The following is a 14,441-nucleotide window of genomic DNA, read 5'->3' as shown; positions in this document are numbered from 1 at the left end:
CTCAGGCTAAAACCCCTTGCCTTCAACTCCGTTATCCTGTCCCTCTCTTCCAAATTAAGTTGCTTATATCGTCTCTCCATAAACACTTAGGGTAACTCCTTCGTAGCCCCAAGTGTTGCACTTCCTCATTGAACTGGCGTTATAAAGCCATGCCTTTGAATCTGTAAACCCCGAATTGCCTTGGGGTTTCACCCCAAACCCCAGTTGCTTTCCCGAATTATTTTTTAACCCTTCAGCCTCCTTCATTACACTGAAATTTTCTAAAGGGGGAGGCTTTTTCAGGTGAGACAACTACAATATAAATTTATGACGCCTTTTGAGAAAGGCGTGCTTTTTTCCTAAGTGTTTGTATGCCTATGCCTAAAACCTCTGCAATTTTTTTATCTGTCTCATCTCTTGATAATCCTTCCCTTTTTGCTACAGTAATAAGTTTAGTTAAATCTTTCTCTGAAAATGGTATTCCTTTACGCCTTAAAATTAAAAAATCCTTCCACTCCCTAATTAGTTGTGATTCGCTTTTTGTTGGCACATTAACCTTTTTTTACTGCCTGTAACTTTACCACAAGCCTTGTATTGGTGGCATCCGCAATCTTTTTAAGGGTCTCTACAGTTGCCTTTTTAAACCCACCCCTTTCAAGCCTTGATAAGGCAGGCTGTTTTGTGCCTATTTTCCTTGCAAGCTCATCCTGTGTAAGCCCTGCTTTCTCTCTTGCCTTAATCATGCTCTCTAAAAGCTCAAATTCAGGGTCAAGGTCATGCCATGCCTTCCTGAATTCAGGGCTTTCCATGTGCTCTGAAATATGCTCTTTTAATGTCCTTCCTTTCTTATACATTTACATCACCCCCTTTTGTTTTTCAATAAAGTCATACATTCTTTTTTCAGCTATATCTATTTCTCTTTCAGGTGTCTTATCGCCTTTTTTGACAAAACCATGTAGCAGGATAAACCGCCTGCCTGTATATGTAAAATACAAGACCCTGATAGCACCCTTACTGTCTTTAATCCTCAGCTCCCTGACTTTGCCTCTCACCTGCTTTGTATAAGGCTCTTTAAGCAAGACACCGTATTTAGCGAGTAGCTCAATTAATCTGAAAACTTTAGCTCTTGCTTTATGTGGAAGTGAATCTATGAAATCGGCTACAGGTTCGTTGCCCTTGGAATCCCTGTAATATTCCACAGTCCAGTCCATAAGCCATTATAACATAAAAGTTATACTAAACGGCTCCTTTGTCATTATCTTAAGCAGGCATTGTTTTACTGTCAAGGTCATGGGTTTTTGTTAATTTGGGGTTTCACCCCAAACCCCAGTTGCTTTTCCGAATTATTTTTAACCCTTCAGCCTCCTTCATTACACTGAAATTTTCTAAAGGGGTAATTGAGGGGATTGAAAAGAGGATTCTTCAGAGAAGCCAATACAATATAAATTTATAAGTAATCCCCCTCACCCTCTCCCGCAAGGGGAGAGGGGAACACACCCCTGACCCTCTTAATAGAGGGGAATACGAGTTTGCCACATATCATAAAAACCGTGAAATTGTCAAGTGGACAATTTCATATTTTTTAATTTAAGCTGGCTTAGGGAGGTATTATGAAGAAGATTTCTAAGGCAAGGTTATTTGAACAGGAAAACCCTTTAGATTCACTGGTAAAACCCAATTTATCTGAACAGGGATTTGAACAGACAGAAGGTTCAAAAGAAAATCCCTTAAAAATCAATGAGCAATATGTTCAAGAAAACCATGATTTATCTGAACATTTGAACTGTGAAATGGCTGAAAAACCAAATAAAGACAAAGACTTAGTCGAAAACATCTGAACATATAAAAAAAGGAGATGGCAACGAATGTAATGACAACAAAGGACTGGATTCCCCGAACAAGTCGGAGAATGACAAAAGGTGTGAGGCAACAGGGAAGGGGGTTTTTCTCTTTAGAGAGGTTCTATCGCTATTTCAGGGTGAAAGCTACTCCTGTCATGTTATAATTTCATAATGAAAAAGATTGGAATCATATGCAAGGCAGGAAGACCCGAGCCTTTGGAGATACTTAAAGACCTCCTTCCATGGCTTCATGCAAAAGGGGTGGAGACATTTCTGGACATCGAGACAGCAACTGCCCTTGGCATGAAGGGGCATCCCCGTTCCGAGATACCGTCTCTTGTTGAGATGGTAATTGTGCTTGGCGGAGATGGAACCATGCTTTCCGTTTCGAGGCTCGTTTCCGAAAAGGCAATACCCATCTTAGGGGTCAATTTAGGAGGACTGGGCTTTATAACAGAGCTCTCCAAAGAGGAGCTTCCTTCTGCCCTCGATAAGATTCTTCAGGCACAATGCCCAATTCAGGAGCGAATGATGCTTAATGCCTCTGTCTTAAGGCATGGGAAAAGGATAGCTGAATATACTGTCCTTAACGATGTTGTTATAACAAAAGGCGCACTGGCAAGAATCATTGACCTCGAAACATACATAAACAAATCCTATGTTGCCCTATTTAAGGCAGACGGTATAATAGTGTCAACACCAACAGGCTCGACTGCATATAGTCTTTCAGCAGGAGGCCCGCTCCTTTATCCAACGATTGACAACATGGTGCTCACTCCTATATGCCCGCATACACTCACAAACAGGCCAATCGTGCTTCCTGACGATGCTTTGATAGAGGTTACGCTCAGGTCAAAGACAGAGGATGTCTCTCTTACCCTCGATGGACAAGTGGGTTTTCATCTAATGGAAAACGACACCGTAGAAATAAAGAGGTCTCCCTTTAAAACACATCTTCTCATGCCCTCGGAAAGGGATTATTTTCAGGTTCTAAGGACAAAGCTCAGATGGGCAGAAAGATGAGTCCTGAAATTACAGAAGATATAAAAACAGTCCTCAGCTTTTATGAGGCATTGGGCATCGAGAGGATTCCGCTTAGCATCCCCAGTAGAGCCCTAAGCCTGCGAGAGCTCAGAGAAGAGATAGGAGATTGTCAAAGGTGCAAGCTCTCTAAGGAAAGGAAAAATATTGTCTTTGGAGAAGGAAATCCATCTGCACCTATTATGTTTATAGGCGAAGCCCCAGGAGGAGAAGAGGACATACAAGGAAGACCCTTTGTAGGAGAGGCAGGTAAGGTGCTTACCAATCTCATAACGAAAATGGGATTTCAAAGACAGAAACTCTATATAGGAAATATCGTAAAGTGTAGACCCCCACTTAACCGTGACCCAGAGGAGGACGAGATAAACACCTGTCTTCCGTTCATAAAACAGCAGATAGAGATAATCTCGCCTAAGGTAATAATTTCACTAGGCAGAATATCAGCCCACACCCTTATTGGCACAAAGACCCCAATCAGCAAACTCAGAGGCAGGTTTTACAGTTACGAGGGCATACCCCTTATGCCTACATTTCATCCTGCATATCTTCTTAGAAACCCAAAGGACAAGTGGCTCGTATGGGACGATGCCCAGAAAGTGCTTGAAAAACTCAAAAGAGGCTTATAGATGAAGACTTACGATAAACTCTATCCTGTATTTAACAAAGATAATGCTTAAAGAGTTAAGGGTTAAGAACTTTGCAATAATCGACAAACTGAAAGTGGGATTTCAGCCAGGACTAAATGTCCTTACAGGCGAGACAGGCGCAGGAAAATCAATAATAATCGGTGCGCTGTCAATTGCACTTGGTGAGAGGGCTTACTCTGAGATGATAAAGACCAATGCAGACTCGGCATCCGTGGAGGCATATTTCGATATAACAGGGCATCCACTCCTAAAAGATATGGGCATCCCCTCTGACGACGGGATTATCTTAAGAAGGGACATCGCATCTTCTGGAAAAGGCAGGGCATACATAAACGACACCATGGTGAATGTCCAGAGCCTCCTTGAAATAGGCAAAACACTCGTTGACATACACGGACAGCACGAGCACGAAAGCCTCCTAAGCAATGAGACCCAGATGAGCCTCTTAGACTATTATGGAAAATTAGGGCTACAAAGGGAAAATCTATCCTCTCGATTCAAGGATGTTACTGCATCGAAGAAAACCCTCGAGGAACTAATGTCCAATATAAGGGACAGGGCACAGAGGATTGACCTCATAAGGTTTCAGATAAATGAGATAGAAGGTATATCTCCAAACCATGGGGAAGACCGCATCTTAGAGGAGGAAAGAACAATACTTCTGAATCTAAGCAAACTCAAGGAGCTTTCGGAGTCCGCATACATGGCCCTTTATAGCGAAGAGGACTCCTCGATAGAAATGCTCTCATCCTCGATATCGAAGTTGAAGGAGATGTCCGCAATAGATTCTCAGGTATCAGAGCCTTTGAATATCTTAGAGTCAGCCTTGCCCCTTATCAAGGAGGCAGTGACTGCTTTAAGAGACATTAAGGAAAAATATAACCTTGACCCCGAAAGGCTAACCCATGTTGACGAAAGGCTTCACCTGATAAAGAGCCTTCTTAGAAAATATGGAGATACGATAGAGGCAGTCTCTGAGCACAAGGAAAGGATTAAAAAAGAACTTGAGCATATCGAGGTCTCGGATGAAAAAATCAAGGAGATGGAAAACGAGCTTAAAGAAAAGTCTGCCCTACTTCTTACGGCTGCCAATACGCTCTCGGAGATGAGGAAAAAGACGGCAAAGAGGCTTTCGGAACAAATAAAGGCATCTCTCAAGGAGCTTGCACTCGAGAAGGCAGACTTCATGGTAGATATAAAAACAACTGCGATTTCGGCAAGCGGATTGGATTTGGTCGAGTTTCTTTTTTCGGCAAACCCCGGAGAGGCGATTAAACCATTGGGAAAGGTTGCATCAGGCGGAGAGCTCTCGAGAATCATGCTTTCGATTAAGAGTGTTTTAAGGGATGTGGACAACATCCCTGTTCTTATATTCGACGAGGTGGATGCAGGAATCGGCGGAAAAACAGGAGATAATGTAGCACATAAACTCAAACACATCTCAAATGGTAGACAGGTCATCTGCATCACTCATCTTCCACAGATAGCTGGAGTCGCAGACAACCACCTTCTTATAGAAAAAAGAGGACTTAAAGAAGGGGTTAATGTTATTATAAAAGAACTCTCAGGCGATGAGAGGCTTAAGGAGATAGCAAGGATGCTAAGCGGAAAGATTACTGAGACATCCTTAAAACATGCAGGCGAAATCTTAAAGATGGGGTTTTGAGCCTTAGCGGATAAATGAAAGGTAAAATACTTATAGATAGGCAGTTGTGTAAGGGTTGTAAATACTGCATTCTGTCATGCCCAAAAGGCGTAATCTCCATAGAGAGGAAATTCAATTCAGCAGGGTATTTTCCTGCCTCTCCTGAGCATATGGACAGATGCACAGGCTGTGCAATGTGCGCTGAGATGTGCCCTGAGATAGCTATAGAGGTCTGGAGGAGTTAGAGCATATATTCTGCAAGATTGACCTTATATTTATTCGGGTCAAGGGTTTTCTGTATGCTTCTTGAGTATATTCCATCGGCAGTTTTTTCGGTAAGGTCAACCACATAGCCCTTAATATGTTTTCCTACGCTGTCCATAATGACCATAATCCTTGGTCTGCTGGGAAACATCGTATTTGAGCCATAGACAATGCCAAGCTCTCTGGTGTCGAGCATCACGAGTGTTCCAACAGGGAAAACACCAACCATATTTATGAAGAATTTTAAAAGCAGAGGGTCAAGCTGAATGCCTGACCTTTCCATCATAAGACTAAGTGCCTTGTCAGGCTGCATGGGAACCCTCGCATAAACCCTCGATGATGTCATTCCGTCATACTGGTCTGCAATACTGACGATTCTTGAGTAAAGGTCAAGCTCTTCGAGCTTCTTTACCTTTGGATAGCCTGTATGGTCATGATGGATATGGTGCTCAAAGGCAACTATTGCCGCCCTTATGGATGTCGAGTCGAAACCCTTCATCCTGAGTAATGCCCTTACGCCCCACGCAGGATGCTTCTTTATAACGGTCCATTCGTCCTCTGTAAATTTACTTGGCTTATTAAGAATCTCCGCAGGTATCTCGGTTTTGCCTATATCGTGAAAAAGTGCAACCAAGCCCAACTCCATCAGTGCCTTCTTGGGGAGTCCAACTCTCTGACCGAGCGTAACGGAAAGAATGCTCACATTAACGGAATGATGATATGTGTATTCGTCATAGTCCTTTATAGCAGTCATTCCCAAAAGAAGCTCCTCCTGATCCAGTATGAGGTCAACCATGGATTCGACAACCCGCTTTGCCTTCTTTATGCTGACTTTTTCTCCTGACTGCATCTTGGTCATAACGCCCTTTGTAAAAGACACTGCATTGAAATAAGTCTTCTTTACAGTCTTCCGTATATCCACCTCGCCTTCTTCTTCTTTTATCCTCTTGAGGACTCCGACACCGATGCTCTGTATGCCGGCAAGCAGAACACCTTCGGATATGGCTTCAAAGGGCTCGGGAGAAAAAGAGGATGTGATAAATGCCTTAAGAAATGCCTGCATATCAGGAGACTTGACAGTCCTCGTAAAGGTAATGTTTCCGAGGGAATGCCTTTTGAATTCCCTGAGAAGAAAATCGAAATTAAGAAGGTATTCCATCGAATACCTCACCCTCGTCTCATTCAGATAGAAGAACTCTCCTACTACATCGAGGCTCACACCTCCTTCGGAATCGATAATTGGATTTATTATCGAGAGAAACTTTTCGATTGCAGATGTCACTGCAACATTAGATGGGTCATGAATCTGAGCGTTTCTGATGATAGCCGCAAGCTGGTTCACTAAGTCTTTTGCCAACTTAGAGAGCTCAGGGCTTTCTTTATTTGCCATACTCTATCCTTTTCACTGCGGAATATGCATATTCGCTCAGGAATTTATTCTTGGAATCCCTCAATTTATACAGCACGGAAATAGCATCATTATTGCCCATAAGCCCTAATCCTAATGCCGCACATGCCCTGATTTCGTCATTTTTAGCCCTCTTAAAAAGAGTCTTTTTCCTTGCAATCCTCATGAGAAATTCAAATGTATCGGTGTCCTTCCACCGGGAAGAAAGTGCCTCGAAGTATTCTTTCTTTTCGTTGAAGTCTTTATCTATAAACCCTTTATCCAAAATCCTCTCCATCAAGACCCTTCTTGCGACATCAGAGCCAACTGCTCCAAGTGACCTGACCGCAGAGATGCTGACAGAGCTATCGGGGTCGCTGAGGCAGTCCCTTATTGTCGGCACTACAGCAGGACCTCCGAGTTCTCCCAAACACTTCAGAACCTCTTTTCTGACCCTTACATCGCTATGCTTCACTGCCTTTGTTAGATATTCCACTGCCTTCTTGTCCCCTATTCTTCTCAGGATATAGATTATATTCCTGACAACATACCACCTGTCGTCCTTAAGCCCTTTTGCAAGGGTCGTTATATCCTTACTGCCAAGAAATGTAAGTGCATTAATCATGACTTTCCTTGCATTAATAGTTTTTAGTTCACCCAGCACAGTCATAAACGAAGGTATTGAACTTTTCGTGAGGAATCCGACATATTCCTCAAAAACGCTTTCATCGGTCAGTGTTCCGCTGTCAAAAAGCTCTCCGATAATCTTCACAATCTCGGTGGAACCCGGAAACAGGAATACCTGGGCAAGATGCCTCCTCATGCCATCGGATATAGAGCCATTATACATTTCTCTTGCCTTTTTTAATATCCCTACTGCGCTACCGAGGTCTCCACGCCTTATAGAGAACTCGATTGCATCGCTCAAGATGCCCACGATATCCTTGAACTCTGTGGTAGAGTCCGCATGAAACAATATGTCAAACAGTATATCTATGAGCTTGTCTTTCTTGTCATAAGCATCCACTTCGAATTCTTTGACGAGTGCCTTCAGGTCCTTATCGGTGATGGGAACGACTGCTACCTCAGCCACTTCCTCTACTATAAAGGCGTCATTATATGCCTTCTGAAGGTCGTCTTCTTCCGGATGACTGCCTCTTGCCTGCTTTATAGCCTCTTCCTCGTATTGTTCGTCCTCTGTAAGGACGGCATCGTCCACGACATATTTTATATTCTGGAAATCCTTTTCCCAAAGGAGCGTAACAATATCGTCCTGCACATCTTCTCTTTCAAAATCAAAGGCAATGGCTTCCAGAAAAGACTGAAGCTCTTCGGCTGAAATGCCCCGCTTGAAGGTTATATCCCTTAAGCCATCTTTAAAGAAAAAGAGGGCAAGATTGTCGCTCTTTCCCTCCGCATGATATATCACATCTGTGCCTAAAAAAAGCTCGTTCTGTTTTATCCTTACATTCAGCTCATTCTGGATATCCAAAAACTCCTCTAACTTCTTATATGTATCCTCCGCTGTTTTTGAATAGATAGGGTTATTGGGTGGATACATCCTGAGGTTCTTCTTTGCCTTCAAAAACGCCTGTATTACTTCTTTAGCTTGTTTTACCTCTTCGGTAACTTCCATATACTTAAATTTACCATTGTGAGAGAGAAGTGTCAACTTCAGATAATCAAAATTCTTCTTTCTCGGGCAAAGTTTTTGATAATCGACTTTGTAGAATGAAGTCTCTGAAGCCTCATATTCCGCATTCTTATTGCCTGTGAGTCTTGTTGGGGAAACTTCTCTGCCCTTATCTCTGCCTCAAACCTTATAACCTCTTGAAACAGGTTCTTGAGGGTTTCGTTATCCAATGGCTTCAGAAATAACGGATTCACGATAGCATAGCCTTCTGCAATGTCAGATGCCATTGCCCTAAAGCTCTTTCCCCTAATCATTGCCATATCTATTTCCTCCTCGGAAGCAATCTTGATACTAAAATACCGCCTTCATAAAGGAATATTATAGGCACTGCCATTAATGTTTGGTTAAATGCATCAGGCGTTGGGGTAAGTATTGCGGCCAAAACAAAGGCAATCAGAACCGCATATTTTCTATTCTTCGCAAGTGTCTGAGGAGAGACTATCCCCATGCGGGTAAGAAATACAATCACCACTGGAAGCTCAAAGACAATACCAAAGGCAAGTATAAACTTCAGGCAGAAATCAATGTAATTGCCGATGGATATCATTGGGAGAAAATCCGAGGTCTTATAAGTCAAAAGAAACTTAAGTGCAAAAGGTAAAACGATGAAAAAGCAAAAAATGCCACCTAAAAGAAAAAGCACTGTTGCTGACAGCATAAAAGGCACTGCATATTTTTTTTCCTTTAAAAAAAGTCCCGGAGATATGAACCTCCAGACTTGATAAAGTATTACGGGTGCAGAGAGAAAAATCCCTGTAGTAAGCGAAATCTTAAGATGCATCCAGAATGCCTCTGCAGGTGCAAGAAACACAAGCCTAATCGGAGCACCTGACCTATCGGCAAAGGATACAAACGGATATGAGAATTTAAACAGCACATCTTTTTCCATCGGAATCATTAGGAACCTAAAGATATCTTCGGAGAAATTAAATGAAACGCTAAATCCAACGATAAGTGCCGCAATGGAAACTATGAGCCTTTTTCTGAGTTCCGTAAGATGCCCTGTGAAAGACATCTTTTCATTGGTCATTCACTTTTCCCTTTATGTCTTTATCGGATTGCCCCTTTGATTTGTTTACATCGTCCAATTCCCTGCTGATTTCGGTCTTTGCATCGAGCATTGCCCTTTTCAGCTCGTTTATCCCCTTTCCGATAGCCCTTCCGAACTCAGGTAGCCTTTTTGGTCCAAAGACTAACAATACCACTATAAATATGAGGATAAGCTCCTGAATCCCAAGTCCAAACACTACTTTTCCTCTTCGTATGCTTTCTTAATCGCCTTTTTTTCCTCGGGATAAAGCATTGTTAGCGAAAGCATCAGTCTGTATTTAGGGGTAGTGTCTTTAAGGTCAAAGCCTACACCAACGGTTGTGAAAAAATACTCGCCTGCAAAAAATCTTGCACCTGCTCTCAGCTCCATCTTATCTATCTCGGATGAATAGTAACTTCTTTTGCCGTAAAGCTCCGCAAGGAATTTGAAATTATGAGCCGCAGAGAAATCAAACCCTGCTCCAAATGTTATGTCGTCTTGAAGTTTCGAATCTCCGGGTTTTGCATAGATAAAATTGGCATGTCCCAAGACAGGGCCAACCCGCTTGGAAATAGCAATGCCTGCGCCGATGTGTCCATCCGTGGTAAAGTCTTCTTTCCCTGGAATCAAAGAGGCAGTTATCAGATATGCTACCGAAGGACCATACTTGCCTTCTTTAAAAAACCTGTGTTTAAAGCCAAATGCTATATCCTCCATGCCATCAACCCTTCCCTGCCACTCATGTATGTATGGGACATTCAGGCTCAACTCTACATTTTCTCCTGCACCATATGCAAGGGCAAACGAGTATCTAAAAAAATCGGGATCCTCTGCCATCTCAGCAGAAACCGCGGTTGCCACTTTCGTCTTTTTAAGTGTATCTGCACTGAAAATCGAAAAAACACCATTAGGCGCTAAAGGCTGTAGACCGCTTAGCTCTCCTCCATAAGAGAACCTGACATCTAAAAGTCCAATTAATAGAAAAAACAGGATAAATCCATATTTTTTCATGAATAAACCATAACAAATTGGCTTAACACCTGTCAATCAGCCATCACTTCGGGCTTTCCAAGCCAAAGTAGAAATGTTGCCTTTTCTTCCTTACGGATGTTCATATGCCTTCATCCTTGCCTTCTCTGTCTTTATTTTACCTTAATCTCCCCGACAAAATCAGCCACCTTCTATAATTTTCCTCTCCTCCTCTGTGAGCCCATAAAGCCCATAGACAACCTCATCTATCTTCTCATGAGTTATTGCTATCTCCCGCTCTATCTTTTCTCTTTCCGAAGATGGTGGAAGGGAGTTTTTCTTTTTGTGGAGTTCAAGCATTTCTATAGCTCTTGTATTACATCAATTGCTTCTTGTAACACATCAGGATGAATTCTGAAATCCTGCGCTTTCATTTTTCCCAGAAGAGAAACTGCCTCAGGCTTGTCAATTAGCCCTTCCTTTACTGACCTTAGAATAATTCCTATAGTTCCAGTGACTACAAATCCCTCCTCCTTTGCAGCCTTCCTTACCTTCCTCTCGTTAGATAAGAAAAGAGAAGCCTTCAACTTTTCTCCAAGCGCCTTCACATGCCCTTCCCCAAAATGAATTCCATGCTTTCTTGCAATAGCCTCAGCTTTATCTTTTGAGGTTTCTAAAACCTTTATAAATGAATTGATTGCTTCTTGGATTTCAGGGTTGTCTTTGCTCAGAATTTCCAACTTAATATATTCAGGGATTGCAATTTCAGTATACAGAGATTGTAAAAGAGAGAGTTTATTTAGTTTTGACAGATGTATTATGACATCAGCATCGCTAACTGCGTGCATAGGAGATGTCTTCGTCGAGTTCTTCAGTGCCGTAGTTTATATATGTCTTCCTTTTTGCTAAAACATCAAGCATCTCATTCAAACCTATTCCCAGCACCTCTGCTGACTGCCTGAGAGTGAGCAAGCCTTCTCTGTAAAATTCCACCACAAGGGTCTCATTTATGAACTTGTCATATGGTTTTTTTATATGCTCGGTTATCTTTTCAGATATCTTGACTGATACTCCCATCAAAGCACCTCCTGTTAGCTAATTATAGCATAAAAACAAACAGGACTTTTTCACTCATTTATCTTCAATTATCCTTCTCTCCTCATCTGTAAGACCATAAAGCCCATAGACAATGTCATCTATCTTTTCATCTGTAATAGCAATCTCACGCTCTATCTTATCTCTTTCAGATGAGGGATACATAGAGCCTTTTTTCTTGTGGAGTTCAAGCATCTTGTCAACTAAAGAGACGAGTTTGTCACGGAGGGATTTTTCTTGAGGTTACAGGTCATAGAAACTCAATATGGTTTTCCATATCTTTATCTGTAAGGATGTTTACTATCAATTCAACTTCTCTGATACATTGCCCGATTGAGAGATTCTTTGGATGGGCGAATATTATTCCACGGTGATTTATTCCACTGCCTGCTATTTTCAGAAAATCAGAATCATGTGTAAGAATTACGGTTTTTATTTCAGATGCTTGCCTGATATGAAATTCATCAGGCTTGCCAATAAATCCAAGTTCTCTGGCAGAAATTACTTCTATTCTACGCCTTCTTAAACCCTCAATTATAGAGCTTTCTATGTTCTCATCAGCGTAAATCTTCACCCAAGTTTTGCTTTCACCTTGGACGGATACTGTTTCTTAAGCTGGCTCAAGAATGCCTCATCTGTCCTATATTTCCTGTCAAGTTTGGTCTTATGCTCATAATAGTAAGAAAGTGCATCATGGATTTGCTCAAGTTTAAGATGGGGATATTCGTCTATAATCCTATCGGCACTGAGCCCCATGAGTTCATATCTCAGGGCAATATCCGCCACCTTTATGCGTGTGCCACTGATAATAGGCTGACCTCCTGAAATCTTCGGGTCAGTAGAAATATAGGGATGCTTTGTCTTTTTCTCTATAACCGACATAGTATCCTCCCTTTGATTGATTATAGCATAAGAAAAAGAGGTGTTTTTCTTTTTATTCAGTTCAAGCATACGGTCAACGAGAGAGATGGGATTGTCGTGAATGGATTTTTTCTTGAGGGCGATATCTTATAATGTCTTTATCAATTCTTCCTTGCTTATATTATTCCAGAGGCTGACACGTGTAAGAATATCGTTTAGTGTTCCCTTTGCAAGTGTTTTATGATTTGGGACAGTAATATTATGTTCCCCTGTAGTCGCTACTTTTCTTAACCTTATATGGCTGCCCTTCTGTCTAACTATCTGATAACCAAGTTTTTCAAGGGACTTCAGCAAATCTTGACCGCTAATCTGCGGCAATTTAGGTGACACCGCTCACCTCCATCTCAGACATCACAAGAATCTCCGCAGTTTTGCCTTTTTTAAATTCGTCCTCAAAATGTAAGGCTACAGCTTCCTTAATATTTTTCAATAATTCATCATATGTTGCACCTTGGGTAAATATATCTTCATTAAACCCGCGTGCACACCAAAACTCGCCATCAAAATATGTGTCTATCTTTACAAGCATTTATCTCACCTCCTTTTGATTGATTATAGCATAAGAGGAAAAGGCTCCTTAATGTGTCCCAGGAAACACTTTTAAAAACCCGCCCAAACCGTAATCATTGTGCCTATTTTTTAGGCGTTGCTGGTGGCTTCGCTGGGGGTTTTGGAGGAACAAAACCTTTGTCATCTGGTTTTGCTGGCTGTTTAGGTGGAACATAACCAGCATCTTTCTTCATGCCCATAGCATTACACCTCCTTCCTATAATAAATTTATAGCACTAAAAACAATGAGAAATATAACTCCAAAAATAAAAAATCCTATTGAAAAATAGTTTAACCTATTTGTCCATGAAGTAGCTTTATTTTCTTTTGTAGTATTGTGTTGCTTGTCGTTATGGGATATTTCTTCATCAAGAATATCCCTTGCGTTCCTGCAAGCTTTTTGACTGGTGAGAAATGAAATGAGAGTTGAGAGCATACTAAGACAAAAGAAAATCCAAGCTCCTAAAAGAAAATACTTGCTTACAGGTTTAGGGTCTGGTGCGATTTGCTTTATGAATGTTATAGATAATGCGAGTGCTCCAGCAGCCAAAGTTAAAATAGCTTTATCAAATTGCTGTGCAGTTTCACGCTCTGCTTCAATTAATAGTTTTCTTAAATAAACCTTATATTCTATTTGCTTGTCATGATTCATAACATTCTACCTCTTGTCTTCCACAATCTTCCTCTCCTCATCCGTCACCCCATACAAATTATAAACAATTTCATCTATCTTTTCATCCGTAACTGCAATCTCCCGCTCTATTTTATCTCTTTCAGATGAGGGAGGCATAGAGCTTTTCTTTTTGTGGAGTTCAAGCATCCTGTCAACTAAAGAGACGAGTTTGTCACGGATGGATTTTTCTTTTTCGTTGTTGAAGTCAATGGGGTGGATAGGGAAGGTTGCAAGCTCATTCACCTTGAACTGAGGAAATATTGCTCTCTGGAACTTGTCAAACTTATAGTCAAACCAGAATGAAAGTAGTCTGGAATTGATAATGCCAAGAATATACTTAAGTGAGTATACACTTTTTGCTTTTACAATCATACTGTTAATGTCATTTAACTCTTCTCCAGAAACAATAGTTGCGATAATTGAGAGTGGTGGTCGAGATGGAATTTGGCGGACTAATATTCGTTCTCCTACGAATAAGCTTGGGACTCTTGGTGCGGCAAGATTTTGTCCATATTTAAGATATTCTCCAGACCATATAATTGCATATCTTCTTACATCTTTGCCATCCCTACATTCAATCTCGAAGTGCAACAGATGCGACTTCAAGGGGCGTCTTGTAGCCCAGACATTTTCTGGGCCTTGTGTTAATTAATGATGCTACCATTGCCACCTGCTCATTGGTTATTTTACCGAAGTCCGTGCCTTTA

The 14,441-nt window shown here is 41.4% G+C and carries 24 protein-coding genes; 5 read left to right on the top strand and 19 right to left on the bottom strand.

Going from position 1 to position 14,441, the window contains the following annotated elements:
• Nucleotides 1-304 precede the first annotated feature (304 nt).
• The 3 genes from HY805_03100 to HY805_03090 are packed head-to-tail and all read right to left on the bottom strand — an operon-like array spanning nucleotide 305 to nucleotide 1,190.
• Nucleotides 305-529: a hypothetical protein gene (locus HY805_03100; GenBank protein MBI4823203.1), complete on the bottom strand. Its 225-nt coding sequence runs from the start codon at nucleotides 527-529 to the stop codon at nucleotides 305-307.
• Nucleotide 530: 1 nt separating this feature from the next.
• Nucleotides 531-788, bottom strand: a complete 258-nt coding sequence (locus tag HY805_03095; protein ID MBI4823202.1) for a helix-turn-helix transcriptional regulator — start codon at nucleotides 786-788, stop codon at nucleotides 531-533.
• A 45-nt stretch (nucleotides 789-833) separates the two neighbouring features.
• Nucleotides 834-1,190 (bottom strand): type II toxin-antitoxin system RelE/ParE family toxin, encoded by a 357-nt coding sequence (locus tag HY805_03090; protein ID MBI4823201.1) that lies wholly within the window; start codon nucleotides 1,188-1,190, stop codon nucleotides 834-836.
• Between the two features lie 399 nt (nucleotides 1,191-1,589).
• Here HY805_03090 and HY805_03085 point away from each other — a divergent pair, with 399 nt between their 5' ends.
• The 5 genes from HY805_03085 to HY805_03065 all read left to right on the top strand — a co-directional run bounded on the left by HY805_03085 (nucleotide 1,590) and on the right by HY805_03065 (nucleotide 5,398).
• A complete protein-coding gene (locus HY805_03085) occupies nucleotides 1,590-1,817 on the top strand; it encodes a hypothetical protein (GenBank protein MBI4823200.1) in 228 nt (75 codons plus the stop codon).
• Between the two features lie 174 nt (nucleotides 1,818-1,991).
• Nucleotides 1,992-2,843 carry an NAD(+)/NADH kinase gene (locus tag HY805_03080; GenBank protein MBI4823199.1) on the top strand — a complete coding sequence of 284 codons (852 nt, stop codon included), beginning with the start codon at nucleotides 1,992-1,994 and terminating at the stop codon, nucleotides 2,841-2,843.
• A complete protein-coding gene (locus HY805_03075; GenBank protein ID MBI4823198.1) occupies nucleotides 2,840-3,487 on the top strand; it encodes a uracil-DNA glycosylase in 648 nt (215 codons plus the stop codon). The genes HY805_03080 and HY805_03075 overlap by 4 nt, the downstream gene beginning before the upstream one ends.
• 43 nt (nucleotides 3,488-3,530) lie before the next feature.
• Nucleotides 3,531-5,174 (top strand): DNA repair protein RecN, encoded by a 1,644-nt coding sequence (gene recN / locus HY805_03070; GenBank protein MBI4823197.1) that lies wholly within the window; start codon nucleotides 3,531-3,533, stop codon nucleotides 5,172-5,174.
• A 14-nt stretch (nucleotides 5,175-5,188) separates the two neighbouring features.
• Nucleotides 5,189-5,398, top strand: coding sequence for a 4Fe-4S binding protein (locus HY805_03065; protein ID MBI4823196.1), 210 nt, complete (start codon nucleotides 5,189-5,191; stop codon nucleotides 5,396-5,398).
• Here HY805_03065 and HY805_03060 read toward each other — a convergent pair.
• The 16 genes from HY805_03060 to HY805_02985 form a co-directional block, all read right to left on the bottom strand.
• Nucleotides 5,395-6,807 carry an HD-GYP domain-containing protein gene (locus HY805_03060; GenBank protein MBI4823195.1) on the bottom strand — a complete coding sequence of 471 codons (1,413 nt, stop codon included), beginning with the start codon at nucleotides 6,805-6,807 and terminating at the stop codon, nucleotides 5,395-5,397. The two genes, HY805_03065 and HY805_03060, sit on opposite strands and share 4 nt — an antisense overlap.
• Nucleotides 6,797-8,440, bottom strand: coding sequence for a HEAT repeat domain-containing protein (locus HY805_03055; GenBank protein MBI4823194.1), 1,644 nt, complete (start codon nucleotides 8,438-8,440; stop codon nucleotides 6,797-6,799). The genes HY805_03060 and HY805_03055 overlap by 11 nt, the downstream gene beginning before the upstream one ends.
• Before the next feature lie 38 nt (nucleotides 8,441-8,478).
• A complete protein-coding gene (locus HY805_03050; protein ID MBI4823193.1) occupies nucleotides 8,479-8,757 on the bottom strand; it encodes a hypothetical protein in 279 nt (92 codons plus the stop codon).
• Nucleotides 8,758-8,759: 2 nt separating this feature from the next.
• Nucleotides 8,760-9,527 carry a twin-arginine translocase subunit TatC gene (tatC, locus tag HY805_03045; protein ID MBI4823192.1) on the bottom strand — a complete coding sequence of 256 codons (768 nt, stop codon included), beginning with the start codon at nucleotides 9,525-9,527 and terminating at the stop codon, nucleotides 8,760-8,762.
• Nucleotides 9,517-9,729, bottom strand: coding sequence for a twin-arginine translocase TatA/TatE family subunit (locus HY805_03040; GenBank protein ID MBI4823191.1), 213 nt, complete (start codon nucleotides 9,727-9,729; stop codon nucleotides 9,517-9,519). Before HY805_03040 ends, tatC begins: the two co-directional genes overlap by 11 nt.
• A 14-nt stretch (nucleotides 9,730-9,743) precedes the next feature.
• Nucleotides 9,744-10,538 carry a hypothetical protein gene (locus HY805_03035; GenBank protein ID MBI4823190.1) on the bottom strand — a complete coding sequence of 265 codons (795 nt, stop codon included), beginning with the start codon at nucleotides 10,536-10,538 and terminating at the stop codon, nucleotides 9,744-9,746.
• A 159-nt stretch (nucleotides 10,539-10,697) separates the two neighbouring features.
• Nucleotides 10,698-10,856: a hypothetical protein gene (locus tag HY805_03030; GenBank protein MBI4823189.1), complete on the bottom strand. Its 159-nt coding sequence runs from the start codon at nucleotides 10,854-10,856 to the stop codon at nucleotides 10,698-10,700.
• Between the two features lie 2 nt (nucleotides 10,857-10,858).
• Nucleotides 10,859-11,344, bottom strand: a complete 486-nt coding sequence (locus HY805_03025) for a DUF3368 domain-containing protein (GenBank protein MBI4823188.1) — start codon at nucleotides 11,342-11,344, stop codon at nucleotides 10,859-10,861.
• Nucleotides 11,331-11,573 (bottom strand): UPF0175 family protein, encoded by a 243-nt coding sequence (locus HY805_03020; GenBank protein MBI4823187.1) that lies wholly within the window; start codon nucleotides 11,571-11,573, stop codon nucleotides 11,331-11,333. The genes HY805_03025 and HY805_03020 overlap by 14 nt, the downstream gene beginning before the upstream one ends.
• A 54-nt stretch (nucleotides 11,574-11,627) precedes the next feature.
• Nucleotides 11,628-11,786, bottom strand: coding sequence for a hypothetical protein (locus HY805_03015; protein MBI4823186.1), 159 nt, complete (start codon nucleotides 11,784-11,786; stop codon nucleotides 11,628-11,630).
• A 55-nt stretch (nucleotides 11,787-11,841) separates the two neighbouring features.
• Nucleotides 11,842-12,165, bottom strand: coding sequence for a DUF5615 family PIN-like protein (locus HY805_03010; GenBank protein ID MBI4823185.1), 324 nt, complete (start codon nucleotides 12,163-12,165; stop codon nucleotides 11,842-11,844).
• The gene (locus tag HY805_03005; protein MBI4823184.1) at nucleotides 12,162-12,473 is read right to left on the bottom strand and encodes a DUF433 domain-containing protein; all 312 of its coding nucleotides are present in this window, start codon (nucleotides 12,471-12,473) and stop codon (nucleotides 12,162-12,164) included. Before HY805_03005 ends, HY805_03010 begins: the two co-directional genes overlap by 4 nt.
• Nucleotides 12,474-12,599: 126 nt before the next feature.
• Nucleotides 12,600-12,842, bottom strand: a complete 243-nt coding sequence (locus tag HY805_03000; GenBank protein MBI4823183.1) for a type II toxin-antitoxin system HicA family toxin — start codon at nucleotides 12,840-12,842, stop codon at nucleotides 12,600-12,602.
• Nucleotides 12,832-13,041, bottom strand: coding sequence for a type II toxin-antitoxin system HicB family antitoxin (locus HY805_02995; GenBank protein MBI4823182.1), 210 nt, complete (start codon nucleotides 13,039-13,041; stop codon nucleotides 12,832-12,834). Before HY805_02995 ends, HY805_03000 begins: the two co-directional genes overlap by 11 nt.
• Before the next feature lie 237 nt (nucleotides 13,042-13,278).
• Nucleotides 13,279-13,713 (bottom strand): hypothetical protein, encoded by a 435-nt coding sequence (locus tag HY805_02990; protein ID MBI4823181.1) that lies wholly within the window; start codon nucleotides 13,711-13,713, stop codon nucleotides 13,279-13,281.
• Between the two features lie 6 nt (nucleotides 13,714-13,719).
• Nucleotides 13,720-14,325, bottom strand: coding sequence for a hypothetical protein (locus HY805_02985; GenBank protein ID MBI4823180.1), 606 nt, complete (start codon nucleotides 14,323-14,325; stop codon nucleotides 13,720-13,722).
• Nucleotides 14,326-14,441 lie beyond the last annotated feature (116 nt).

This window comes from Nitrospirota bacterium (assembly GCA_016207905.1).
Lineage (GTDB): Bacteria > Nitrospirota > Thermodesulfovibrionia > Thermodesulfovibrionales > JdFR-86 > JACQZC01.
Note: the sequence above shows the minus strand (reverse complement) of the source record. Positions and strands in the feature narration are given on the sequence as shown.

Bases quoted from the DNA above. Each gene is read 5' to 3' on its own strand.
- HY805_03090 (MBI4823201.1), bottom strand. From the start codon at position 1,190: ATGGACTGGACTGTGGAATATTACAGGGATTCCAAGGGCAACGAACCT.
- HY805_03030 (MBI4823189.1), bottom strand. From the start codon at position 10,856: ATGCTTGAACTCCACAAAAAGAAAAACTCCCTTCCACCATCTTCGGAA.
- HY805_03080 (MBI4823199.1), top strand. From the start codon at position 1,992: ATGAAAAAGATTGGAATCATATGCAAGGCAGGAAGACCCGAGCCTTTG.
- HY805_03085 (MBI4823200.1), top strand. From the start codon at position 1,590: ATGAAGAAGATTTCTAAGGCAAGGTTATTTGAACAGGAAAACCCTTTA.
- HY805_02990 (MBI4823181.1), bottom strand. From the start codon at position 13,713: ATGAATCATGACAAGCAAATAGAATATAAGGTTTATTTAAGAAAACTA.
- recN (MBI4823197.1), top strand. From the start codon at position 3,531: ATGCTTAAAGAGTTAAGGGTTAAGAACTTTGCAATAATCGACAAACTG.
- HY805_03065 (MBI4823196.1), top strand. From the start codon at position 5,189: ATGAAAGGTAAAATACTTATAGATAGGCAGTTGTGTAAGGGTTGTAAA.
- HY805_03035 (MBI4823190.1), bottom strand. From the start codon at position 10,538: ATGAAAAAATATGGATTTATCCTGTTTTTTCTATTAATTGGACTTTTA.
- HY805_03025 (MBI4823188.1), bottom strand. From the start codon at position 11,344: ATGCACGCAGTTAGCGATGCTGATGTCATAATACATCTGTCAAAACTA.
- HY805_03075 (MBI4823198.1), top strand. From the start codon at position 2,840: ATGAGTCCTGAAATTACAGAAGATATAAAAACAGTCCTCAGCTTTTAT.
- HY805_03015 (MBI4823186.1), bottom strand. From the start codon at position 11,786: ATGCTTGAACTCCACAAGAAAAAAGGCTCTATGTATCCCTCATCTGAA.
- HY805_03060 (MBI4823195.1), bottom strand. From the start codon at position 6,807: ATGGCAAATAAAGAAAGCCCTGAGCTCTCTAAGTTGGCAAAAGACTTA.
- HY805_03050 (MBI4823193.1), bottom strand. From the start codon at position 8,757: ATGGCAATGATTAGGGGAAAGAGCTTTAGGGCAATGGCATCTGACATT.
- HY805_03020 (MBI4823187.1), bottom strand. From the start codon at position 11,573: ATGGGAGTATCAGTCAAGATATCTGAAAAGATAACCGAGCATATAAAA.
- HY805_03095 (MBI4823202.1), bottom strand. From the start codon at position 788: ATGGAAAGCCCTGAATTCAGGAAGGCATGGCATGACCTTGACCCTGAA.
- tatC (MBI4823192.1), bottom strand. From the start codon at position 9,527: ATGACCAATGAAAAGATGTCTTTCACAGGGCATCTTACGGAACTCAGA.
- HY805_02995 (MBI4823182.1), bottom strand. From the start codon at position 13,041: ATGCTTGTAAAGATAGACACATATTTTGATGGCGAGTTTTGGTGTGCA.
- HY805_03055 (MBI4823194.1), bottom strand. From the start codon at position 8,440: ATGGAAGTTACCGAAGAGGTAAAACAAGCTAAAGAAGTAATACAGGCG.
- HY805_03005 (MBI4823184.1), bottom strand. From the start codon at position 12,473: ATGTCGGTTATAGAGAAAAAGACAAAGCATCCCTATATTTCTACTGAC.